Origin of the sequence: Pseudomonas fulva (assembly GCF_023517795.1) — a bacterium.
Classification (GTDB): Bacteria; Pseudomonadota; Gammaproteobacteria; order Pseudomonadales; family Pseudomonadaceae; genus Aquipseudomonas; species Aquipseudomonas fulva_D.
In genome coordinates this window covers 5054694-5075382 of record NZ_CP082928.1, presented here as the reverse complement: position 1 = coordinate 5075382, position 20689 = coordinate 5054694, and the positions used below count along the sequence as shown (strand labels likewise).

Below are 20689 nucleotides of genomic sequence, written 5' to 3'. Positions count from 1 at the left end.
CCACCGGGCCCAGGATTGCAGGCGCAACAGGCCATCTATAGTGAGTAGGCAGCCACACGCAGAGGAACCCACCATGCAAGCCGTCCGCAGCATTCTCGTCGTCATCCCGCCGGATCATCTGGAGGCCCTGGCCCTGAAACGCGCCAGGCTGATCGCTGGCGTGACCCAGTCCCATCTGCACCTGCTCATCTGCGATGCGTCGGGGGAACACAACGGCTACCTGCGCCTGCTGAGTAATACCTTGCAGCAGGATGGCTACAGCGTCAGCAGCGAACAGGCCTGGCATGGCAGCCTGCATGAAACGGTCAGTACGGTGCAGCAGGCCGAGGGCTGCGGCCTGGTGATCAAGCAGCACATGCCTGACAACCCACTGAAAAAGGCCCTGCTGACCCCCGACGACTGGAAGCTCTTGCGCTACTGCCCCTGCCCGGTGCTACTGGTGAAAACCCAGACGCCGTGGACCGGCGGCACGGTACTGGCCGCCGTGGACGTGGGCAATGTGGACGGCGAGCATCGCGCGCTGCACACCCGCATCGTCGAGCACGGCTTCGACATCGCCAACCTGGCGAAAGCCGAACTGCACGTGCTCAGCGCCCATCCATCGCCCGTGCTGGCTGCTGCCGATCCGACCTTCCAGCTGCGTGACACCCTCGAGGACGGCTACCGCCAGCAATGCCGGGCATTTCAGGCGGCCTATGACATCGATGACGGGCACCTGCATATCGCCGAAGGCCCGGCCGATGTGCTGATCCCGCACTTCGCCCACCAGTTGCACGCGGCCGTCACGGTGATCGGCACCGTGGCGCGCACGGGGTTCAGTGGTGCGCTGATCGGCAACACCGCCGAGGTGATTCTCGACAGCCTGGAAAGTGACGTTCTGGTGCTCAAGCCAGACAGCATCATCGAGCATCTGGAGCAGCGACTCGGCGAAGGCTGATCACTCGCGAAACGGCTGCCTTGGCTTGCTGCGCAAGGGATCGAGCAACGACGACAGACCGTTGTGATCGATCTCCTGCATCAGCGCCAGCAACTGACCGATCTCCCCCTTCGGAAAGCCTTCACGGGCGAACCAGTTCAGGTAATGCCCCGGCAGGTCGGCGATCAGCCGGCCCTTGTATTTGCCAAAGGGCATTTCTCGGCTCACCAACAATTTCAGGTCTTCGGGTTTCATCACATTGCCGTCAGGTTTGTGTGGGCGGGTCATTATGCCGCAAGCGCCGGGCGGTTGGGCCGGCCGCCCGACTCGGGTAAGCTGCCCGCCGTTCACACTTGCAGGTACTCATCATGATTATCAAGGCACTGCGCCTGGGCCTCGGCCAACTGATCGTTCTCGGCGACCTCGCCACCCGCCCGGCGAAGATGAAGCGCACGCCCGAGGCACAGGCTGCCGTCGACCAGGCCGCGGGCAATCTGGTCCTCTATCAGTTCAAGGCCTGCCCGTTCTGCGTGAAGATTCGCCGCAAGCTGCATACCCTGAACGTGCCCGTCGCCCTGCGTGACGCCAGGAACGACGCCACCTCGCGCAGCGAGCTGGAGAGCCAGGGCGGCAAGATCCAGGTGCCCTGCCTGCGTATCGACGAAAATGGCCAGAGCACCTGGCTGTACGAATCCAAGGCCATTGCCGCCTACCTGGAGCAGCGCTTCGCGGTGTGAAGCGCCCTAGGCGGCTGAAACGCAGGCGTTCCTGAGCGGCATCTTAGATACCTGTTCACGATCTTTATGCGCCTGAAGTAGCAGCTACAAGGCAGAAGCGGCCATTCGAAGCGGCTGCTTTTGTGGGAGGGGCTTTAGCCCCGATGTGCCTGACTAGGCGCAAAGAACTCGAGGCTAAAGCCTCTCCCACAACCTTTGCTCACCGGCTGCTTGCGCCACTTAGCTGCCAAAATCGGCAATCTGGGCTGAAAGATTATGAACAGGCTCTCAATGCTGATGGCTACGCCCGACATGGGATACATCCTTGTCGGCATGCAGGCTGTCACTGGTGCTGAGCTGGCGAATGATCGCGCAGGGCGACGACTGCTGATCGGCCAGGCAACTGTTGCGCAGCTCGACCAGTTGCCCCTGCAACGACTGCAGGCTGGCGATGCGCGCGTTGACGTGCTCGATATGCTCGTCGATCAGGGTGTTGATGGCCTCGCAATTTTCCGCCGGCCGGCCGCGCAGGCTGAGCAGCTCGCGAATCTCGTCGAGCGTCATGTCCAGGGTGCGGCAGTTGCGGATGAAGGTCAGCCGCTCGACATGCTCCGGCAGGTACAGGCGGTAGTTGCCTTCGCTACGCTGGGGCGCGGGCAACAATCCCTCGCGCTCGTAATAGCGGATGGTTTCGACCTGGCAGCCCGTAACCGCCGCCAATTCGCCAATTTTCATGATCACCTCTCCTCCAGTGCTTGACCCTATAGTGGCTACAGGGTGTTCACTCTGCAACAGGATAGTTGGGAGAGCCCCCATGTCGAATTGCTGTGATCATGACCGTACGCCGAAACCTGCCCGACCCCAGGCAACCTGCTGTACGAGCGATACCACGCCGTCGTGCTGCGCGTCGGCAAGCCATTTGATCGCGGGGATCAGTGAGCCGGCAGGCAGCCAGACGGATCTCACTACTGAAAGCAGCGCGCTGCGGATCGAGCAGATGTGCTGCCCGACCGAAGAGCGTCTGATCCGCGATAAATTGCAGACCCTGCCCGAGGTGCGCAAGCTGCAGTTCAACCTGCTCGACCGCACCCTGCTCATCGAGCATCAGGCCGGCGCCGCACCGCAGTTGATCGCCGCCATCGCCAACCTGGGCATGCAGGCCCAGCCCCTGGCCGCCGAGACCCGGGTGCGCATCGAGCAGATGGATTGCCCCACCGAAGAACGCCTGATCACCGACAAGCTGGCCCGGCAGCCTGGTATCGAGGCGCTGCAATTCAACCTGATGCAACGGGTGTTGACCATTCGTCACCGCCCGGATGGCCTCGAACCGGCGTTGCAGGCGATCCGTGAACTGGGCTTCACCCCGCAACTCGAAAGCGGTGACGGCCAGCACGTGCCCGCCGAGCCCGTGACTGAGGGCCTGTCGTGGCGCCTGATCGGCGCTGGCGTGGCAGCGTTCGTGGCCGAACTGGTGCACTTCACCGACAGCGCGCCGGAGTGGGTGGTCGCGCTGATCGCCCTGGGGGCCATCCTCACCGCCGGCCTCGACGTCTACAAGAAGGGCTGGATAGCCCTCAAGAACTTCAACCTGAACATCAACGCGCTGATGAGCATCGCCGTGACCGGCGCCGTGCTGATCGGCCAGTGGCCCGAGGCGGCCATGGTCATGGTGCTGTTCGCCATCGCCGAGCGGATCGAGGCGAAATCCCTGGATCGCGCCCGCAATGCCATCCGCGGTCTGATGGCGATGACCCCGGAACAGGCCACGGTGCGCCAGGCCGACGGCAGCTGGCAGGCGCAGGAGGTCACCCAGGTGGCCATCGGCAGCCTGGTACGGGTGCGCCCCGGTGAGCGCATCGGCCTGGATGGCCAGGTCACCGAGGGCAACTCGACGGTGGACCAGTCGCCGATCACCGGGGAAAGCCTGCCGGTGGAGAAAAACGTGGGCGACACCCTGTTCGCCGGCACCCTCAACCAGGGTGGCGCGCTGCAGTACCAGGTCAGCGCCGCCGCGGGCAACAGCGCGCTGTCGCGCATTATCAAGGCCGTGGAAGAGGCGCAAGGCGCGCGGGCGCCAACCCAGCGTTTCGTCGACCGCTTCGCGCGAATCTACACCCCGCTGGTATTCCTGCTCTCCCTGGCCGTGGCCGTGGTGCCGCCACTGCTGCTGAACGGCAGCTGGTTCGATTGGGTGTATCGCGCCCTGGTGCTGCTGGTGGTCGCCTGCCCCTGTGCCCTGGTGATCTCCACGCCGGTCAGCATCGTCAGCGGCCTGGCCGCAGCGGCGCGCAAGGGCATCCTGGTCAAGGGCGGCGTGCACCTGGAGAACGGCCGGCACATCACCCACCTGGCGCTGGACAAGACCGGCACCCTCACCCACGGCAAACCGGTACAGACCGACTACCTGGCGCTCGCCGATGATGCCGAGGGCTATCGCCAGTTGGCGGCCAGCCTGGCGGCCCGCTCCGATCACCCGGTGTCCCTGGCGGTGGCCAATGCGGCGCAGGAGCAGGGTATCGCGCTCGCGGACGTACAGAGCTTCGAAGCGCTACCTGGGCGCGGTGTGCGTGGTGTGATCGATGGCCAGCGCTACCAGCTGGGCAACCACCGCCTGCTCGAGGAGCTCGGCCTGGGCTCGGCGGAGATCGAACACCGCCTCGACGAACTCGAGCGGCAGGGCAAGACGGTGATCGTGCTCAGCGACGAAAGCCGCGCCCTGGCCCTGTTCGCGGTTGCCGACACGCTCAAGGACAGCAGCCGCGAAGCGATCGCCAGCCTGCATGGCATGGGCATCAAGACCCTGATGCTCACCGGCGACAACCAGCACACCGCCCAGGCCATCGCCGCCCAGGCAGGCATCGACGAGGCCCGCGGCGACCTGCTGCCCACCGACAAGCTGGCGACCGTGGAGAAACTGCTCGAGCAGCAAGGCATGGTGGCCATGGTCGGCGATGGCATCAACGACGCCCCTGCCCTGGCGCGTGCCGATGTCGGCTTCGCCATGGCGGCGATCGGCACCGACACGGCCATCGAAACCGCCGACGTGGCGATCATGGATGACGACCTGCGCAAGATTCCCGCGTTCATTCGCCTGTCGCAGCAGACGGCCGCGATCCTCAAGCAGAACATCCTGCTGGCCCTGGGCATCAAGGCGATCTTCCTGGCCATGACCGTCACCGGCCACGCCACCATGTGGATGGCGGTGTTCGCCGATGTCGGCGTCAGTCTGCTGGTGGTGTTCAACGGGCTGCGATTGTTGCGCAAGTAGCAGCCTCCTGCCCACTCCAGGTGTCCATTGTAGGAAGGCGCCATGGGCCCGATTCGCGGGGATGGACTGGGCGTCCCCGCCCGCTCCCACAGGATATTGTCCGCCGCGAGGCCGCTCAAAACGTAGGATGGACGATGGGTTGCGCCCCCTCCTCCGCAAAGCCGATCAGCCCAGCATGGTCACATGCTTCGGGTGGCTGGCGACCCGCTCCAGCCAGGCATTGACGGCCGGATAACCGCTGAGGTCGAAGCCGCCTTCGTGAGCGACATGGGTGTAGGCGTACAGGGCGATATCGGCGATGGTGTAGCGATCCCCCACCAGATACGGCGTCTGTTGCAGCTGCCGTTCCATGACCCGTAGTGCCTTGTGACCACGCACCTGGCAGACCTTGTATTCCTCGGCGCGCGCTGCAGGCATGCCTTCGAGCCACTGGATGCGGCGCGCCACGGCAATGTAGGGCTCATGGCTGTACTGCTCGAAGAACTGCCACTGCAGCACCTGGGTACGCAGGCGCGGTTCGCTGGCCAGGAACTCGCTGCCATCGGCGAGGAAATTGAGGATGGCGTTGGACTCCCACAGGCAGGTGCCGTCTTCCAGCTCCAGCACCGGGATCCTGCCATTGGGGTTCTTGGCCAAAAATTCAGGGCTTTGCGTTTCGCCCTTGAAGATATCGATCGGTACCCACTCGAAGGGTTTGCCGAGCAGAGTCAGCATCAGCTTGACCTTGTAGCAATTGCCCGAGCGGTAATCGCCATAAACCTTGTACATGTTCACCCCCTTTTACCGATAGTCACGCCGCGTTCGCAGCCAGCCCTTGCCGCACCACATCCGCCAGCCGGCGCAGCCCTTCCCCCAGACGCTCCGGCGCCACGTGGCTGAAGTTGAGCCGCAGGTAACCAGGCTCGCGATCCGGGTCGATGAAGAAAGGTTCGCCCGGCATGAAGGCCACGTTCTGCGCCAGCGCCGCATCGAGCAGCAGGCGCGTATCCTGGGGCTGCTTGAGCTTCAGCCAGAAGAACAGGCCGCCCTGGGGAATCTGCCAGTCGGCCAGGTCGCTGAAGTGTTCGACGAGCGCCGCCTGCATCGCATCACGTCGCAGGCGATAGAAATCACGCAGCTGCGCCAGGTGCTCACGGTACTGCTCGCTGCCCAGCCACTGCAGCGCCTGCCATTGGCCGACCCGGTTGGTGTGCAGGTCTGCCGACTGCTTGAGGCGCAGCAGATGGGGGAACAGGTCCGGCGTGGCGATCAGGTAGCCGACACGCAGCCCCGGCAACAGGGTCTTGGAAACCGTGCCGGTGTAGATCCAGCTGGCCTTGCGCAGGCGGCTGACGATGGGCGTGGCGCTGCCGGCATCGAACACCAGCTCGCGGTACGGCTCATCTTCGATCAGCGTGACCTGATAGCGATCCAGCAGAGCCGCCACGGCATCGCGCTTGGCTTCGCTGTAGCGCACGGCGCTGGGGTTCTGGAACGTCGGAATCAGGTAGGCGAAGGCCGGGCGCTGGCGGTCCAGCTGCGCTTCGAGGGCTTGCAACTGCGGGCCGTCGGCCTCCTGGGGCACGGCCACGCAGTCGGCGCCGAACAGCTGGAACGCCTGCAGCGCTGCCAGGTAGGTCGGCGCCTCGAGCAACACCTTGGTGCCGGGGTCGATGAACAGCTTGCTGGCCAGGTCCAGGGTCTGCTGCGAGCCACTGACGATCAGCACCTGGCTGGCCTCGCAGGGCACACCCAGCAGGCGGGCTTCGGCAGCGATGGCTTCGCGCAGTGCCGGCTCGCCCTCGCTCATGCCGTACTGCCCCATGCTGGCGGGCATCTGCGACCAGTCAAGCTTGGGCAGCATCTCCTCGGCCGGCAGACCACCGGCGAACGACATCACCTCCGGGCGCTGGGCGGCCGCGAGGATTTCGCGGATCAGGGAGCTTTTCAGGCGGGAGACGCGTTCGGAGAAGGCCATGGGGTCACCAGGTGATAAGTCATGAAACGAGGGTCTGTTGACGTTTCACGCACGGCCGCGCCGGGGCCCTACGGGTTGCGCGGGAAATCTCGCCATGCGTCGTTGGAGGACTTGAAAAGGGAACGCCATTCCCTGCCTCCTCCGCCTCGCGGATCGCCGCCCGGCCTGGCGAGATTTCTCGCGGCAACGCGGCTCGCGTTGAAACGTCAACAGACCCTAGGTCAAACTGCTTGATCGAAAGTACGCCGCCCGAGACATATACGTCAACATGATTGACCTTAAAAACTCAGCCGACCAGCAAGCCGCCATGGCCGCCTTCTTCTTTGGTTACCAGGCGTTCACCACCAAGGCCGACGAGATGCTCGCGCGCCGCGGCCTGTCGCGAGTGCATCAGCGCATCCTGTTCTTCATCGCGCGACATCCGGGGCTCAGCGTCAGCGAACTGCTCGGTTATCTGGGGGTGAGCAAGCAGGCCTTGAGCATTCCGCTGCGCCAGCTGATGGAAATGCACCTGACCCAGAGCGTCACCGCCGAGGACGACAAGCGCAAGCGCCTGCTCGGCCTGACCGTCGAAGGCGCCAGACTGGAGCGCGCCCTGCGCCGCGAGCAGGTCAAGCTGCTGCAGCGGGCGTTCGATGAGAGCGGCAGGCAAGCGGTCGAGGGCTGGCTGGCGGTTAACAAGGCGCTTTGCGGTACAGCTCGCCCACCAGAGTAGCCCCGACACAACTGTACGGTCACTTATCGCGTGCTCTGTATGGCGACGATCCCGGCGGCAGCCCTTATCGTCATCGTTCATTCAAGAGAACTCGTCATGACTCCGGAACTGCTGCTCGCCTTCGTCGCCTTCGCTTTCGTCACCTCGATCACGCCAGGCCCCAACAACATGATGCTGCTGGCCTCCGGCGTGAACTTCGGCCTGCGCCGCAGCGTGCCGCACATGCTGGGCATCAGCCTCGGTTTCATGGTGCTGGTGATTTGCGTGGGCTTAGGGCTGGGGCAGCTGTTCGAGCAACTGCCGGTGCTGTACACGCTGCTGCGCTACCTGGGCGCCACCTACCTGCTCTACCTGGCCTGGAAGATCGCCGGCTCCGGCGCGCCGGACAGCACCGGCGGCGAGCGCGGCAAGCCCTTTACCTTCCTGCAGGCCGCGGCGTTCCAGTGGGTCAATCCCAAGGCCTGGGTCATGGCCATCGGTGCCATCGCCACCTACACCCCGCAGGAGAATTTCCTGGTCAACGTGCTGCTGATCGCCGCTCTGTTCGCGGTCGTCGGCGGGCCCTGCGTCGGCTTGTGGACGGTGGCCGGCAGCCTGCTGCGCAACTGGCTGCGTAACGCCACGGTGCTGCGCGTCTTCAATATCGGCATGGCCGTGCTACTGGTGGTCTCGCTGTACCCGATACTGGCCGACATCAAAGGAGTGCTGTAATGCGCGACAGCAGCCAACCGCGCCTGCGTCCACTGGCCGACACCTCCACCTCTGCGGTGGTTGCCGGCTTCATCGGCATGCTCACCGGCTATACCAGTTCCCTGGTGCTGATGTTCCAGGCCGGCCAGGCTGCCGGGCTCAGCGCCGGGCAGATTTCCTCGTGGATCTGGGCCCTGTCGATCGGCATGGCGGTGACCTGCATCGGCCTGTCGCTGCGCTACCGCGCCCCGGTGATGGTCGCCTGGTCGACGCCGGGCGCGGCACTGCTGATCACCAGCCTGCCCGGCGTGCCCTACGGCGAGGCGATCGGCGCCTATATCCTCTGCTCGGCGCTGATTCTGGTGTGCGGGCTGACTGGCAGCTTCGACCGCATCATGCGCCGCATTCCCGGCTCCATCGCCGCGGCGCTGCTGGCCGGCGTGCTGTTCAAGATCGCCCTGGAGATCTGCGTGGCCGCCGAACAGCAACCGCTGCTGGTGATCGCCATGCTGTTCACCTACCTGCTGGGCAAGCGCCTGCAGCCACGTTACGCCGTGCTCGGTGCGCTGGTGGTGGGCTGCGTGCTGGCCGGCGTGTTGGGGCTGCTGAACTTCTCTCAGTTCGAGCTGCAACTGGCAACGCCTGAGTGGACCACGCCGAGTTTCTCCATCGCCGCGGCGATCAGTATCGGCATCCCGCTGTTCATCGTCGCCATGGCCTCGCAGAACCTGCCGGGCATGGCGGTGCTGCGCGCCAACGGCTATGACATTCCGGCCTCGCCGCTGCTCAACACCACCAGCCTGGTGTCGATCCTGATGGCGCCCTTCGGCTCCCATGGCATCCACATGGCCGCCATCAGCGCGGCGATCTGCGCCGGCCCGGAAGCCCACGAGGATCCGCGCAAGCGCTACACGGCAGCAGTCTGGTGCGGGGTTTTCTATGGGATTGCCGGGCTGTTCGGCGCCACCCTCGCCGCCCTGTTCGCCGCCCTGCCCAAGGCGCTGATCCTGTCAGTCGCCGCCCTGGCGCTGTTCGCCTCGATCATCGGCGGCCTGACCCAGGCCATGGGCGAGCCGAAAGAGCGCGAAGCAGCGCTGATCACCTTTCTGGTCACTGCCTCGGGCATGACCCTGTTCGGGGTCGGCTCGGCGTTCTGGGGTATCGTCGCGGGATTGCTGACGCTGATGCTGCTCAATGGCGGGAAGCGCGGTGCCTGAAGGCAGTGGTATGGCGATAGCGGCCATTGGCTGCAGGCACCAATTGGTGGGCTTCAGCCCACCAAAAATTGAATGGCCGCTACTTTCTTGAATCAGTCGTTACGCGGCGACATCTCAGACCTCGGCCCTCAACTGCTTGCCATGGGCCGCATTCACCCACCAGCCGAAGGCTGCGGCGGTGAAGAACATGATGATGCTGTACAGCGCCGCGGGAATTGCCATGGTGCTGTTGTTGAGCAGCACCGGGCTGAGCGCCAGGGCGATGGCCAGGGTGCCGTTGTGGATGCCGATCTCCATGCCGATGGCGATGGCCTGGCGCAGGCTGAGCTTGAGCAGGCGCGGCACGAAGTAGCCCACCGCCAAACTCAGCAGATTGAAGGCCAGCGCTGCAGCGCCGACTACCGGCGCGTAATCGAGCACCGTCTGCCAGTCCTTGACCAGCGCCAGGATGATGATCAGCAGCAGGAACAGTGCCGAGATGATTTTCACCGGGTTTTCCATGCGCATGGCGAAACTGGGAAAGCGGCTGCGCAGGAACATGCCGATCGCCACCGGCCCCAGCACGATGGCGAACACCTGCACCACCTTGGCGAACTGCAGCGGGATCGCCTGATCGCCTTCCATGAAGTAGGCCAGTGACAGGTTGACGATAAAGGGCATGGTCAACACCGCGACCACCGAGTTCACCGCGGTCAAGGTGATGTTCAGCGCCACGTCGCCATGGGCCAGGTGGCTGTACAGGTTGGCCGAGGTGCCGCCGGGCGAGGCGGCCAGCAGCATCATGCCCACCGCCAGGGCGGGGGCCAGGCCGAACGCCTGAACCAGGAAGAAACAGGCCACCGGCAGCAGCAACAACTGACAGAACAGCCCGATCAACACCGGCTTGGGGTACTTCACCACCCGGGCGAAATCCGCCAGGGTCAGCGACAGGCCCAGGCCGAGCATGATGATGCCCAGGGCCAGGGGAAGAAACACACTCAGCAAGGGACTTGCAGTCATCGCTACCTCGGCGTGGTCAGACTTCCGTGATCGTGATCCACACTGTAGCGGGCTATCGACGCCTTGGGCGTGGGCAATGGCCCCATCAGTTCGATGGATCGGCAAACATTCGGCCACTGCGACATCCTTGTCCAATCCCAGGCCGGGGATTATCACCACAGCTTATTTCAACGGAGGCTCTCCATGTCCACTCAGCTCAACCGTCAGTTCCTGCTCGCCAAACGCCCCAGCGGAATGGTCAGCCGCGATACGTTCGATTACGTGGAAAAACCGCTCGGCGAACCGGGCCATGGGCAGATCCTGGTCAAGAACCTCTACCTGTCGCTGGACCCGGCCATGCGCGGCTGGATGAACGAGGGCAAGTCCTATATCGCGCCGGTGGGCCTGGGCGACGTGATGCGTGCCCTTGGCGTCGGCGAGGTGGTGGCCTCCAACCACCCGGATTACAAGGTGGGTGATCACGTCAACGGCGCCCTTGGCGTGCAGGACTATTTCCTCGGCGAGCCCAAGGGCTTCTACAAGGTCGACCCCAAGCGCGCACCGCTGCCGGTGTACCTGTCGGCCCTCGGCATGACCGGCATGACCGCTTACTTCGCCCTGCTCGATGTCGGCGCGCCGAAAGCCGGGGACACCGTGGTGCTGTCCGGCGCCGCCGGCGCAGTGGGCAGCATTGCCGGGCAGATCGCCAAGCTCAAGGGCTGCCGGGTGATTGGTATCGCCGGCGGCAAGGAGAAATGCGCCTACCTGACCGACGAGCTGGGTTTCGATGCGGCCATCGACTACAAAAGCGAAGATTTACCTGAAGCCCTCAAGCGCGAATGCCCCAAGGGCGTCGACGTGTATTTCGATAACGTCGGTGGCGACACCCTGGACGCCGTACTCGGCCGCCTGGCACCCAAGGCGCGCATCGTCATCTGCGGCGCGATCAGCCAGTACAACAACAAGGAGGCGGTCAAGGGCCCGGCCAACTACCTGTCGCTGCTGGTCAACCGTGCGCGCATGGAAGGCTTCGTGGTCATGGATCACGCCGCCAACTTCGCCAGCGCTGCGGCGGAAATCGGCGGCTGGCTGGCCGAAGGCAAGGTCAAGTCCAGGGAGCACATCGTCGAGGGCCTGGAAACCTTCCCGGAAACCCTGCTCAAGCTGTTCAAGGGCGAGAACTTCGGCAAGTTGGTGCTCAAGGTCTGACCGTCGACCGGGCGGCCCTCAGGCCGCCCGGCGCGCACCCCGATGCAACAGTTCCTGGTCGCCTGCCCGCTGGCAGACCCCGCAACGAAGATGGCCACTGGCCATTAAATTGCTTGAGCCCGCATGACCGTTCGGTTAGTTTCGCCGCCATGCAGCCAGACGGCTGAACGTCTTCACGCGCCGGAGTCAGGATGGAACTGTTCTTCACTGTCACAACCCTCGTGCTGGTCGGCGCGGTGTATTTCCTGGTGCAGCGAACGCGCAGCCCGGCAACGCAATGCCGCAAGCAGATGAGTGAGTGGCTGGCGCGCTTCGACGCGGCCGCGCCGGTCGAGCAACACGAGATGGCCGAGGCGCTGCTGCGCCAATCGGCCGAACTGGCCTCGCAAATGGGCGTCGAGGTCTACCTCGACGAATTGCTGCCGGCCGGTGGCGACCCCATCGAGCTGATCCGTGCCTGGCAAGCGCAGCTGCCCATCGCGATTCCCGCCCATGCCCTGCCCAATACCCCCGCGCGCACGGTGGGCGCCCTGTTGCTGATACGCGACGTGCAACCGGAGCGCTTTCGTACGCTGCTGGGCCAGGCCGTCACCAGTTGAAGGCGGTACAGGGCTTCGATGGGCCTAGAGGCTGCGCATCAGGATGATCGGCAAGGCCGTGAACAACAGCGTAACCACGAAAAGAATCAGCAGCAGATCAAGGCTATAGAAGGTCACGTCATTCTCCAGGCGGACAGGCTTGGTGCCCGCATCAGGGTTACCCGCGCCGCATCGTTTGCGGCGATAGAGGCCAGTGACCACTACCCGGTTGCGCGCCATGGCTGATGAGCGCAGGACTTCGGATCACCCCACCACCATAGCTCAGCTATCGCCCACTGGCATGCCGGCATGCGACAAGCTACCGCATGCAAGCGACCCTCTGGCCTCTCCGTCAGGCCATTGACCGGAACTTCTGCGCCCTGAGGCCTACAGAAAACTGTATTGGCTTTTTCAGGAGACCCCAATGGAACAGTGGAACATCTGGTTAGATCGCGACCTGTGGATCGCCATCGGTATCGTGGTGGCGGCGACCGCCGCGATCTATACCGTGCTGCGCACCTTGGTCGGCATCGTTCACAAGCGGCTGATCACCTGGTCCAAGGGGCAGGACGGCAACTGGCAGCATTTCGTCGCCGTGGTGATCGGACGGACCAACCGCACCCTGCTCCTGGCGTTCTCGCTGCTGCTGGCCCTGCGCCTGCCGGACCTGCCCGGCAGCTGGCAGGCCGCGCTGAGCCACACCTGGTTCGTCGCCCTGGCGCTGCAGATCGCCCTCTGGGTGGATACCGGCGTGCGCCTGTGGTCGCGCAGCCTGGTGGTCGGCAAGCACGGTGCCAGCGGCTACAACCCGGTGATGACCACCATCATCAGCATCATGGTGCTGATCGTCGTCTGGTCGGTCATGCTGCTGTCGATTCTCGCCAACCTGGGCGTGGACATCACCGCCCTGGTGGCCAGCCTCGGGGTCGGTGGTATCGCCGTGGCGCTGGCGGTGCAGACGGTGCTGAGCGACGTGTTCGCCTCGTTGTCGATCGGTGTCGACAAACCCTTCGAGATCGGCGACTTCGTGGTGTTCGGCGAGGTGGCCGGCAGCATCGAGCATATCGGCCTGAAGACCACGCGGATCCGCAGCCTCAGCGGCGAGCAGGTGGTCTGCGCCAACGCCGACCTGCTGCGCCAGATCGTGCACAACTACAAGCGCATGGACACCCGGCGCATCGTGTTCAAGTTCGGCATCAGCTACGACACGCCGAGTGACAAGGTGCGCCAGGTGTCGGAACGGGTCGGCGAGATCATCCGCGCCACCCCGAAAACCAAGTTCGACCGTGCCCATTTCCTCGGCTTCGACGAGAGCCAGCTGACCTTCGAGGTGGTGTATATCGTGCAGAGCTCGGACTACAACCAGTACATGGACATCCAGCAGGAGATCAATCTGCAACTGCTCGATGCGCTACGCGAACTGGATGTGCGCTTCGCCCTGCCGCGCCGCGACCTGCGCCTGGTCGGCGAGCGCATGCCGACCCTGAAGGTGGCGGGCTTGCCGCAGCAGGCCGAGCATGAGACGGACGACCAGGAGCAGCGCCTGCCACGCTTCAGCTGAGCCGGCGCGACAGGGTGTCAGCGGCAACCGCTCAGGCGGTTGCAGTTGACCCGGTCGCGATCCCCCTGGGAGCTGGACAGCCGACTGACCACGTTCCAGCCGATTCGCCGGCTGGAACCGAACCACACCTGCCCGTCGGCGCTGACGCCGGTGAACAGCTGCAGCCGGCCATAGGTGGTGCTGGTCTGTGACCAACTGAGCCCGCTGATCACGTCGAAGCCGCGCATCAGGGTGTCGTTGCCCTGCTGGACGATGCCGTAGTGGTTGCCGAAACGATCCGTGCAGTTGAGCACAGTCGCGCTGCGCGTACAGCGCATGGCGTCGCCCGGCAAGGTAAAGGCGGCCTGGGCCGGCAGGCTCAGGCAGAACAGCAGGACGGTGGTAATCGAGCGCAACGGGGTATCCACTCCCAATCAGGTTCGCCAGCCTATCAGATCGCTCAGAATCGGCCAGTCAGCGGGTACTCGACCGCCAGCCGCAGCTGATCCGTGTCGCCTTCCGCCTGCGCCGCGTTGCCGCGATGCACGCTCTGGCGCAACAGCACGTTGAGCCCTTTCAGGGTACCGGTCTGCACCACATAGCGCAGGTTGAGATCGCGTTCCCAGTGCTTGCCACCCTTGCCGTAGCCCAGCCAGGCGTAGCTGCCGTTGGGGTCCACGTCGCTGCCATCGATGCCGCTGCCGCGCACATAGGCGGCGCCGGCGCTGAGCCCAGGGATGCCGACAGCGGCCATGTCGTAGGTGTAGGCCAGCTGCCAGGACTGCTCATTGGGGGCGTTGAAGTCGGAGAGCTGCACGGCATTGCCCAGCCAGATGGCGCCGCGGGTCACGTAGTCGAAGGGGCTGTCGCCATCGACCTTCTGGTAGCCCAAGGCGATCTTGTGAAAGCCCTCGCTGTAGCTCAGCAGCAGACTGGCGGTGGTGTTGGATACCCGCCCCGCCAGGGCCTGACCGGTGTCGCTGCTGCGGTAGAGGTTGAGATCGGCGCTCAGCGCTCGCTCGTCATCGAAGGCCTGGATGTAGCTGACGCCCAGGTAACCCGTGCGCCAGCTGTCTTCCAGCTCACCAGCGTAGAGGCTCAGCGACAGCGCCGGCACGCCCGTATAGGTGCCGCCCACGAAGCTGAACGCGTTGCCCAGTGGCCGGCCGGGGTCCGCGTAGTTGATGATCAGTGGATTGTTGTTGCTGCGCGAATTGCGATCCGCCGAGCCGGTGAAGTGCCCGCCGGTCAGCACCAGGTCATCGATTTCGCGGCTGTCGAGGAACCAGCCGGTATGGGTTTCCGGCAGCAGGCGGCTGTCCGACGAGGAAAAGATCGGCGTCTTGACCCGTTGCTCGCCGTAGCGCACCCAGGTCGATGACAGGCGCGCCTTGACGGCTGCGCCACCGCGGGCCGCGTCGTTCTGATCGTAGCCATCGTTGTCCACCGGCATGTGCCGCATCTTGCCCGCACGCCCGCCGCCGCCATCGAGCTTCTGCGACAGGTACAGATGGCCATCGAGCCCGAAACCCACGGTGCCCTGGGTAAATCCGGACTTCACCTCGCCCTGCATGCCGTAGCCCCACTCCTCGGCATAACCGTTACGGCTGTCACGGGGTTTGTAAGCGTTGCGTGCGCCATTGCTGCGCCCGCCATTTCGATAGTCGCGATTCTCGTACACGCTGCGATTGAGCAGACTCCAGGTGGCGTCGCCGATAAAGCCGGCGCTTTTCGCCTGCTCGTCGCCAGCTGCCAGTGCCTGGGGTGAAACGCAGCATGCCGTTACGGCAAGCAAACCTAGATACGACCTGTTCACGATTGCTCCTTGATTGAACCCATATGCCAGCAAAGGCTGACTGCTGCCGCCATGCCGATGCCCATCAATGCCCACCACAACAGTTGTGGCGGCGCCTGATCGGCCGGCAGGAAGCGGCCGATCAACACGTTGCTGAGCAGCGCGACCAAGCCGCCCACACCCGCGAAGAATCCGTAATAGGCCGCCAGTTGGCCGCGTTTGGCGTAATGGGGCACATGGGCCGAGAGCAGCGGCAGCACCAGCAGGCTGCCGAGGCTGAACAGCGCAGCCATGAGCTGCACGGCCAGCTGCGCGCCGAACAGGCTGACCAGCGGCTCGGCCAGCAGGCCGTAGCTGGCCGCCATCAGCGCCAGGCCTGCGCCCATGCCCTGCCCTTCGCTGATCCAGCGTTGGCGCAGGCTGCTGACGGGCATCTGCAGCAGCACACCGACCACGGCGGTGATCACGAACACCCGGGTGATCCACTCCTGACCGCCGCCATAGGCGTGGCTATAGGCCGGCACCGCCAGGTACAACGGGTGAAACAGCAGCGGATAGGCGGCGGCCAGCAAGGCGAAGCGCAGGAACGGCCATTGCCGGAGCATGTCCAGGCACTGGCGCAGCATGGTCACCGGTTCTTCGCCCGAGAGCAGATCCTTGAGCGGCAGGAAGCGCCACTGCACCAGCGTCATCACCCCGAACAGCGCCGCCGATACGCTGCCGGTCACCGAAAAATCCACGCTGATGAACAGCAGGCCAGCCAGCGGCCCGAGCAGCATGCCGGCGGTGCTAGCCATGTTGTGCAGGGCGAACGCCTGCTTGCGCCGCTGTGCGTCCTGGCATTCGTCCGCCAGATAGGCCTGGGCGCAGGGGGTGAACAGCGCGCCGGCGAAACCGCTCAGGCAGGCGGCCAGCAGCAGCACCGTAAGGCTCTCGGAAAAGCCGAACACAGCGAACCCGACACAACGCACCGCGCAGCCGATCAGAATGGCGCGCCGGTACCCGATGCGATCGCCCAGCAAGCCACCGAGCAGGAACAGCCCCTGCTGGCTGAACACACGGATGCCGAGCACCAGGCCCACGGCCCAGCCGGCCAGGCCGAGGTTCTCGCTGAGGTGCCCGGCCAGGTACGGCATCAGCATGTAGAAGCCGAAGTTGAACGTCAGCCCATTGAGGATCAGCACGCGCGCTGCCGGCGACAGCGAGCCCAGGGTGGTCAGGACAGGGGGCATCAGGGCACGACACTCATCGAAGGAAGGGGCATTCAGTATGCCGAATCGGCCTGTTCGAGGATCTGCTCGAAGCGCTGCCTGGCCCGGGTCGGCAGCGACGCCGGAATCTGCACCGCGCTGCTCGGGCGCTCGCCAACCTGAATCAGCATCACCATGCCCATGGCCAGGTGCGGAATGCACTGGATGCCGTAGAAGCCCGGCACCTCGAACGTCACCTCGACTTCCTCGTTGATCCTGCCCTTGAACGGCTCGGCGCCTTCGGGCAGGAAGCCTGGCAGGCTGGCGGCATTGTGGCTCGGCTGGGTGGCGATGAACTTGACCCTATCCCCTGGCGCGATGGCCAGGTAATCGGGCTCGTAGACCATGGCCCCGCCAGCGCTGCGGTTGAGCATTTTCACTTCGTGCACCTCGGCCAGGGCCGCGGTGCAGAACAGGGTCGTCAGAAGCGTGATGGCGTAGCGAATGGGCATGGAAACCGTCCGTGTCAGGCAGGATGAAAACGCAGCACCCGGGCGCCATCTTCCGGGTCGGTCAGGTAGCGGGCGCGCACCCCGAAGGTGTCGCGCAGGCGTTCGGTGGTGAGCACTTCGCCGGGCTCGCCCAGTGCCACCAGGCGGCCATGTTCCATGACCCCGAGGCGGTCGCATTCCAGGGCCTGGTTGAGATCGTGCAGGGCGATGAGGGTGGTGACCGGCAGCGCGCGCACCAGGTTGAGGATCGACAGCTGATGCTGGATGTCCAGGTGGTTGGTCGGCTCGTCGAGCAGCAGCACCTGGGGTTGCTGGGCCAGCGCCCGGGCGATGTGCACGCGCTGGCGCTCACCGCCGGACAGGGTGCTCCAGGCATGCTCGTGCATGTGGGCCATGTCCACGTCGGCCAGGGCCTGCATGACGATGCGCTCGTCATCGTCCGACCACGGCTGCAGCGCCGACAACCAGGGCGTGCGCCCCAGTTCGACGGCGTCGCGCACCGTCACCGCGTCGCTGGTATCGGCCTGTTGCTCGACGAACGCCAGCTGCCGGGCCACGTCGCGGCGGCCCAGGCTCGCCAGCGGCCTGCCATCGAGCTGCACCTGGCCATTGCCCGGCGCACGAATGCCGGAGAGCAGCTTGAGCAGGGTCGATTTGCCCGAGCCGTTGGGCCCGATCAGCCCCAGGGTTTCGCCCCGGCGCACCTCGAGGTCGACCCCCGCCACGATCGCCCTGCCCTTTACCGACCAGCCCAGGTCGCTGCACTGCAACACGGTGCTCATCGCGCTCGCCTCCCGCGCACCAGAATCACCGCGAACGCCGGCGCGCCGACCAGAGCGGTGACCACGCCGATCGGCAGCACCTGGCCATTGATCGCCGTGCGCGACAGCACATCGGCGGCGATCAGGAACACCGCACCGATCAGTGCCGAGACCGGCACCAGCCGGCCATGCCGCGCACCGACCAGCAGCCGCGCGGCGTGGGGGATCACCAGGCCGACGAAACCGATGGAGCCGACGATCGACACCATCACCGCCGTGACCAGGGCGGTGCAGGCGATCAAGGTGGCCTGTACCCGGCGCACCGGCACGCCCAGGGAGGCCGCCGACTCGGCGCCGAAGGTGAAGGCGTCCAGCGCCCGGGTGTGCCAGGCGACCAGCAGGACCCCGGCCAGCGCCATGGGCACGGCCAGCAGTACGTCCTGCCAGTCGACCCCGCTGAGGTTGCCGAGCAGCCAGAACATGATGCCGCGGGCCTGCTCGGCGCTGGCCGACTTGGTGATCAGAAACGAGGTCAGCGCATTGAACAGCTGGGAACCGGCGATACCGGCCAGAATGATCTGAGCACTGCCGCTGATCGCCCCGCCACCCGCAGCACGGGCCAGCAGCGCGACCAGGGCGAAGGCGGCGACCGCGCCGAGAAAGGCGCCCATGGACAGCGTCAGCATGCCGGCGCCCAAGCCGAGCAATGCCACGGAAACCGCGCCGGTCGAGGCGCCGGCAGATATACCCAGCAGGTAGGGATCGGCCAGGGGGTTGCGCAGCAATGCCTGCAGCACCACGCCGGACACCGCCAGCCCGGCCCCGCAGCTGGCAGCGACCAGGGCGCGGGTCAGGCGGTAATTCCAGACGATGCCCTCATCGATCGGGTCGAGCACGAAGCCTGCCGCGAACAGCTTGTTGGCCAGCACCTGGAACACCACCGAGGGCGCAATGCGGGTTTCGCCCAGGGCGACTCCGGCGATCACCGCCACACCAAGAAGCAGCAGGCAGGCGATGGTCAGCAGGAACAGGCGAGAACTGCGCGCGATCATTGGAATTCGTCAACGGCCTTGGCGAGGGTTTCGATGCCGGTGATCATCCGCAGCGAGGCCTGCATGCCATCGGCGTCGATGATCACGATGCGCCCGTTCTTGACGGCGTCCATGTGCTTGGCGACCGGGTCGTTGCGCAGGAACTCGAGCTTCTTCTCCACGTCGTCGGCGGGAAAGCGGCGACGGTCCATGCGCGCCAGCACCAGCACCGTGGGATTGGCCTTGGCCAGGGTTTCCCAGCCGACGCTCGGCCACTCCTCGCTGGACTCGACCACGTTGCGCAGCCCCAGGGACTTCATCATGTAGTCGGCCACGCCCTTCTGGCCAGCCACGTACGGGTCCAGATCCATGTCCGGGCTGGAGAACCAGAACAGCGCGGAAATATCCTGGGCCTGGCGCTGCTCGGCACCGGCCACCGCCGCGGCCAGGCGCTTCTGCAGGTCGGCGACCAGGGCGTCGCCCTTGTCCTGCACGTCGAAGATCTGCGCCAGCTGGTTGATGCTCTTGTACAGGCTGTCGATCTGGAACGGCTGCAGGCGGGTGCCGTCTGCGCCGACCAGGTTGTCCTTGCCTTCGCAGTCGGTCGGCATGATGTAGGTGGGAATGTTCAGGTCGTGGAATTGCTTGCGCGTACCCACCACGCCCTGCTCGCCCACCATCCACTCGAACTGCACCGCTACCAGGCCCGGGCGCTTGCCGATCACCGATTCGAAGCTTGGGTCGTTGTCGGCCAGGCGCGGCACCTTGGCATTCTGCTCCTCGAATTCGGGCAACACGTGGCTGAACCACAGCGAGGTGCCGGCCAGGCGTTCGCCCAGGCCCAGGGAATAAAGGATTTCGGTACCTGCCTGGCCGATGGTCACGGCGTTGCCGGGGCTTTTTGCGAACGTTAGCGACTGGCCGCAGTTTTCCAGGGTGAGCGGGTATTGGGTCGGGCCGGCGGCATGGGCCATGGAAGACAGCGCCAGGGCGGCGCCGATGACGGCAAGGCGTGGTACGAACATGCGGGTGATCTCCTAATCAACAAATACGCATAACGGCAGTGCGTAGGCTGGAGAACACATCACGCTGCGCGACCATGGCCGCACCTGTCCCTTGCGGGAAGTGATCACGGATGCCCCTCCCGGACACCCCGCCGGCGGTTCGATTACTGGCCCTGCCCGCAGAAGCGGAATCAGACCCATGCCGGCAGGTCTCCTGACTGGTACGTCCATGCAGCGCGGCGGCCTTCCCGGAAGCGATTCCAGTGACACGAATGCAGCGCTGCTCGGTACCTACAGTTGCGGGGGCAGTTCCGTTTGGCCACCAGAGGCGGCGACGGATTCCCTATTAATTCCTCGCGGAAACCGGCGGCGGCATCTTAAACGATTAAGTGATCCGCCTGCAGCGCTTTGCCGCAGTTTCCGTTCACCGACTGCAATCGGATCCAGCCAAGCCCACGCAGTGCCCTGCGCAAAAGCGCGGCCATTATTGTTACAACATAACATTTTAGCAAGCCGAATCAGCTCTTGATGCCCGGCCACGCATGGCCCCTGAAATTATCGACCCAGAACTTGCAATGGGAATCATAATCAACAACACTATAAATGTTATCT

General features: G+C 64.9%; 21 protein-coding genes and 1 riboswitch. Of the genes, 9 read left to right on the top strand and 12 right to left on the bottom strand.

The genetic code is table 11. From position 1 onward, the window contains the following. Positions 1-73: 73 nt before the first annotated feature. Positions 74-937, top strand: a complete 864-nt coding sequence (locus K8U54_RS23460) for a universal stress protein (protein ID WP_249908060.1) — start codon at positions 74-76, stop codon at positions 935-937. Here the strand turns inward: K8U54_RS23460 and K8U54_RS23455 are convergent, their stop codons facing one another. Then, positions 938-1171, bottom strand: a complete 234-nt coding sequence (locus K8U54_RS23455) for a DUF3820 family protein (RefSeq protein WP_042552673.1) — start codon at positions 1169-1171, stop codon at positions 938-940. A 113-nt stretch (positions 1172-1284) separates the two neighbouring features. Here K8U54_RS23455 and K8U54_RS23450 point away from each other — a divergent pair, with 113 nt between their 5' ends. Then, entirely contained in the window at positions 1285-1653 is a 369-nt protein-coding gene (locus tag K8U54_RS23450; protein ID WP_249908059.1) for a glutaredoxin domain-containing protein, read from the top strand. Between the two features lie 267 nt (positions 1654-1920). Here the strand turns inward: K8U54_RS23450 and cadR are convergent, their stop codons facing one another. Continuing rightward, positions 1921-2367 carry a Cd(II)/Pb(II)-responsive transcriptional regulator gene (gene cadR / locus K8U54_RS23445; RefSeq protein ID WP_249908058.1) on the bottom strand — a complete coding sequence of 149 codons (447 nt, stop codon included), beginning with the start codon at positions 2365-2367 and terminating at the stop codon, positions 1921-1923. 418 nt (positions 2368-2785) lie between these two features. Here cadR and K8U54_RS23440 point away from each other — a divergent pair, with 418 nt between their 5' ends. Then, complete coding sequence (locus K8U54_RS23440; protein WP_249910505.1) at positions 2786-4900, top strand: heavy metal translocating P-type ATPase; 2115 nt, start codon at positions 2786-2788, stop codon at positions 4898-4900. A 165-nt stretch (positions 4901-5065) separates the two neighbouring features. Here the strand turns inward: K8U54_RS23440 and K8U54_RS23435 are convergent, their stop codons facing one another. Both K8U54_RS23435 and K8U54_RS23430 read right to left on the bottom strand, forming a co-directional pair. Continuing rightward, entirely contained in the window at positions 5066-5668 is a 603-nt protein-coding gene (locus tag K8U54_RS23435; protein WP_249908057.1) for a glutathione S-transferase family protein, read from the bottom strand. Between the two features lie 22 nt (positions 5669-5690). Then, positions 5691-6857, bottom strand: coding sequence for a PLP-dependent aminotransferase family protein (locus K8U54_RS23430; protein WP_249908056.1), 1167 nt, complete (start codon positions 6855-6857; stop codon positions 5691-5693). Positions 6858-7125: 268 nt separating this feature from the next. On the opposite strand from K8U54_RS23430, the gene K8U54_RS23425 reads away from it, so the two are divergent. From K8U54_RS23425 to K8U54_RS23415, 3 genes are all read left to right on the top strand, one after another. After that, positions 7126-7572, top strand: coding sequence for a MarR family winged helix-turn-helix transcriptional regulator (locus K8U54_RS23425; protein WP_249908055.1), 447 nt, complete (start codon positions 7126-7128; stop codon positions 7570-7572). 96 nt (positions 7573-7668) lie between these two features. Next, positions 7669-8283 (top strand): LysE family translocator, encoded by a 615-nt coding sequence (locus K8U54_RS23420; RefSeq protein WP_249908054.1) that lies wholly within the window; start codon positions 7669-7671, stop codon positions 8281-8283. Then, positions 8283-9479 (top strand): benzoate/H(+) symporter BenE family transporter, encoded by a 1197-nt coding sequence (locus K8U54_RS23415; RefSeq protein ID WP_249908053.1) that lies wholly within the window; start codon positions 8283-8285, stop codon positions 9477-9479. The genes K8U54_RS23420 and K8U54_RS23415 overlap by 1 nt, the downstream gene beginning before the upstream one ends. A gap of 114 nt (positions 9480-9593) precedes the next feature. Here the strand turns inward: K8U54_RS23415 and K8U54_RS23410 are convergent, their stop codons facing one another. Then, entirely contained in the window at positions 9594-10478 is an 885-nt protein-coding gene (locus K8U54_RS23410; protein ID WP_249908052.1) for a bile acid:sodium symporter family protein, read from the bottom strand. A gap of 183 nt (positions 10479-10661) precedes the next feature. Here K8U54_RS23410 and K8U54_RS23405 point away from each other — a divergent pair, with 183 nt between their 5' ends. From K8U54_RS23405 to K8U54_RS23395, 3 genes are all read left to right on the top strand, one after another. Then, positions 10662-11666 carry an NADP-dependent oxidoreductase gene (locus tag K8U54_RS23405; RefSeq protein ID WP_249908051.1) on the top strand — a complete coding sequence of 335 codons (1005 nt, stop codon included), beginning with the start codon at positions 10662-10664 and terminating at the stop codon, positions 11664-11666. A gap of 191 nt (positions 11667-11857) precedes the next feature. Next, positions 11858-12265 (top strand): hypothetical protein, encoded by a 408-nt coding sequence (locus K8U54_RS23400; RefSeq protein ID WP_249908050.1) that lies wholly within the window; start codon positions 11858-11860, stop codon positions 12263-12265. A 403-nt stretch (positions 12266-12668) separates the two neighbouring features. Continuing rightward, entirely contained in the window at positions 12669-13805 is a 1137-nt protein-coding gene (locus tag K8U54_RS23395; protein WP_249908049.1) for a mechanosensitive ion channel family protein, read from the top strand. A gap of 17 nt (positions 13806-13822) precedes the next feature. Here the strand turns inward: K8U54_RS23395 and K8U54_RS23390 are convergent, their stop codons facing one another. Genes K8U54_RS23390 through K8U54_RS23360 form a run of 7 tightly spaced genes read right to left on the bottom strand, consistent with a single transcriptional unit; the run spans position 13823 to position 20098 of the window. After that, positions 13823-14200 (bottom strand): hypothetical protein, encoded by a 378-nt coding sequence (locus K8U54_RS23390; RefSeq protein ID WP_249908048.1) that lies wholly within the window; start codon positions 14198-14200, stop codon positions 13823-13825. Between the two features lie 44 nt (positions 14201-14244). After that, a complete protein-coding gene (locus K8U54_RS23385) occupies positions 14245-15600 on the bottom strand; it encodes an OprD family porin (protein WP_249908047.1) in 1356 nt (451 codons plus the stop codon). Further along, entirely contained in the window at positions 15597-16811 is a 1215-nt protein-coding gene (locus K8U54_RS23380; protein ID WP_249908046.1) for an MFS transporter, read from the bottom strand. Before K8U54_RS23380 ends, K8U54_RS23385 begins: the two co-directional genes overlap by 4 nt. A 32-nt stretch (positions 16812-16843) precedes the next feature. Then, positions 16844-17281 carry a pseudoazurin gene (locus K8U54_RS23375; protein WP_249908045.1) on the bottom strand — a complete coding sequence of 146 codons (438 nt, stop codon included), beginning with the start codon at positions 17279-17281 and terminating at the stop codon, positions 16844-16846. A gap of 14 nt (positions 17282-17295) precedes the next feature. Then, positions 17296-18063: an ABC transporter ATP-binding protein gene (locus K8U54_RS23370; protein ID WP_249908044.1), complete on the bottom strand. Its 768-nt coding sequence runs from the start codon at positions 18061-18063 to the stop codon at positions 17296-17298. Further along, on the bottom strand, positions 18060-19094 hold the full coding sequence (locus tag K8U54_RS23365) for a FecCD family ABC transporter permease (protein WP_249908043.1): 1035 nt from the start codon (positions 19092-19094) through the stop codon (positions 18060-18062). Before K8U54_RS23365 ends, K8U54_RS23370 begins: the two co-directional genes overlap by 4 nt. Continuing rightward, positions 19091-20098, bottom strand: coding sequence for an ABC transporter substrate-binding protein (locus K8U54_RS23360; RefSeq protein ID WP_249908042.1), 1008 nt, complete (start codon positions 20096-20098; stop codon positions 19091-19093). Before K8U54_RS23360 ends, K8U54_RS23365 begins: the two co-directional genes overlap by 4 nt. A 166-nt stretch (positions 20099-20264) precedes the next feature. Further along, positions 20265-20460, bottom strand: a riboswitch (cobalamin riboswitch). Between the last annotated feature and the right edge of the window lie 229 nt (positions 20461-20689).

Excerpts from the sequence above, each read along its gene's own strand:
- K8U54_RS23460 (WP_249908060.1), top strand. The coding sequence starts at position 74 with ATGCAAGCCGTCCGCAGCATTCTCGTCGTCATCCCGCCGGATCATCTG.
- K8U54_RS23455 (WP_042552673.1), bottom strand. The coding sequence starts at position 1,171 with ATGAAACCCGAAGACCTGAAATTGTTGGTGAGCCGAGAAATGCCCTTT.
- K8U54_RS23450 (WP_249908059.1), top strand. The coding sequence starts at position 1,285 with ATGATTATCAAGGCACTGCGCCTGGGCCTCGGCCAACTGATCGTTCTC.
- cadR (WP_249908058.1), bottom strand. The coding sequence starts at position 2,367 with ATGAAAATTGGCGAATTGGCGGCGGTTACGGGCTGCCAGGTCGAAACC.
- K8U54_RS23440 (WP_249910505.1), top strand. The coding sequence starts at position 2,786 with ATGCAGGCCCAGCCCCTGGCCGCCGAGACCCGGGTGCGCATCGAGCAG.
- K8U54_RS23435 (WP_249908057.1), bottom strand. The coding sequence starts at position 5,668 with ATGTACAAGGTTTATGGCGATTACCGCTCGGGCAATTGCTACAAGGTC.
- K8U54_RS23430 (WP_249908056.1), bottom strand. The coding sequence starts at position 6,857 with ATGGCCTTCTCCGAACGCGTCTCCCGCCTGAAAAGCTCCCTGATCCGC.
- K8U54_RS23425 (WP_249908055.1), top strand. The coding sequence starts at position 7,126 with ATGATTGACCTTAAAAACTCAGCCGACCAGCAAGCCGCCATGGCCGCC.
- K8U54_RS23420 (WP_249908054.1), top strand. The coding sequence starts at position 7,669 with ATGACTCCGGAACTGCTGCTCGCCTTCGTCGCCTTCGCTTTCGTCACC.
- K8U54_RS23415 (WP_249908053.1), top strand. The coding sequence starts at position 8,283 with ATGCGCGACAGCAGCCAACCGCGCCTGCGTCCACTGGCCGACACCTCC.
- K8U54_RS23410 (WP_249908052.1), bottom strand. The coding sequence starts at position 10,478 with ATGACTGCAAGTCCCTTGCTGAGTGTGTTTCTTCCCCTGGCCCTGGGC.
- K8U54_RS23405 (WP_249908051.1), top strand. The coding sequence starts at position 10,662 with ATGTCCACTCAGCTCAACCGTCAGTTCCTGCTCGCCAAACGCCCCAGC.
- K8U54_RS23400 (WP_249908050.1), top strand. The coding sequence starts at position 11,858 with ATGGAACTGTTCTTCACTGTCACAACCCTCGTGCTGGTCGGCGCGGTG.
- K8U54_RS23395 (WP_249908049.1), top strand. The coding sequence starts at position 12,669 with ATGGAACAGTGGAACATCTGGTTAGATCGCGACCTGTGGATCGCCATC.
- K8U54_RS23380 (WP_249908046.1), bottom strand. The coding sequence starts at position 16,811 with ATGCCCCCTGTCCTGACCACCCTGGGCTCGCTGTCGCCGGCAGCGCGC.
- K8U54_RS23375 (WP_249908045.1), bottom strand. The coding sequence starts at position 17,281 with ATGCCCATTCGCTACGCCATCACGCTTCTGACGACCCTGTTCTGCACC.
- K8U54_RS23370 (WP_249908044.1), bottom strand. The coding sequence starts at position 18,063 with ATGAGCACCGTGTTGCAGTGCAGCGACCTGGGCTGGTCGGTAAAGGGC.
- K8U54_RS23365 (WP_249908043.1), bottom strand. The coding sequence starts at position 19,094 with ATGATCGCGCGCAGTTCTCGCCTGTTCCTGCTGACCATCGCCTGCCTG.
- K8U54_RS23360 (WP_249908042.1), bottom strand. The coding sequence starts at position 20,098 with ATGTTCGTACCACGCCTTGCCGTCATCGGCGCCGCCCTGGCGCTGTCT.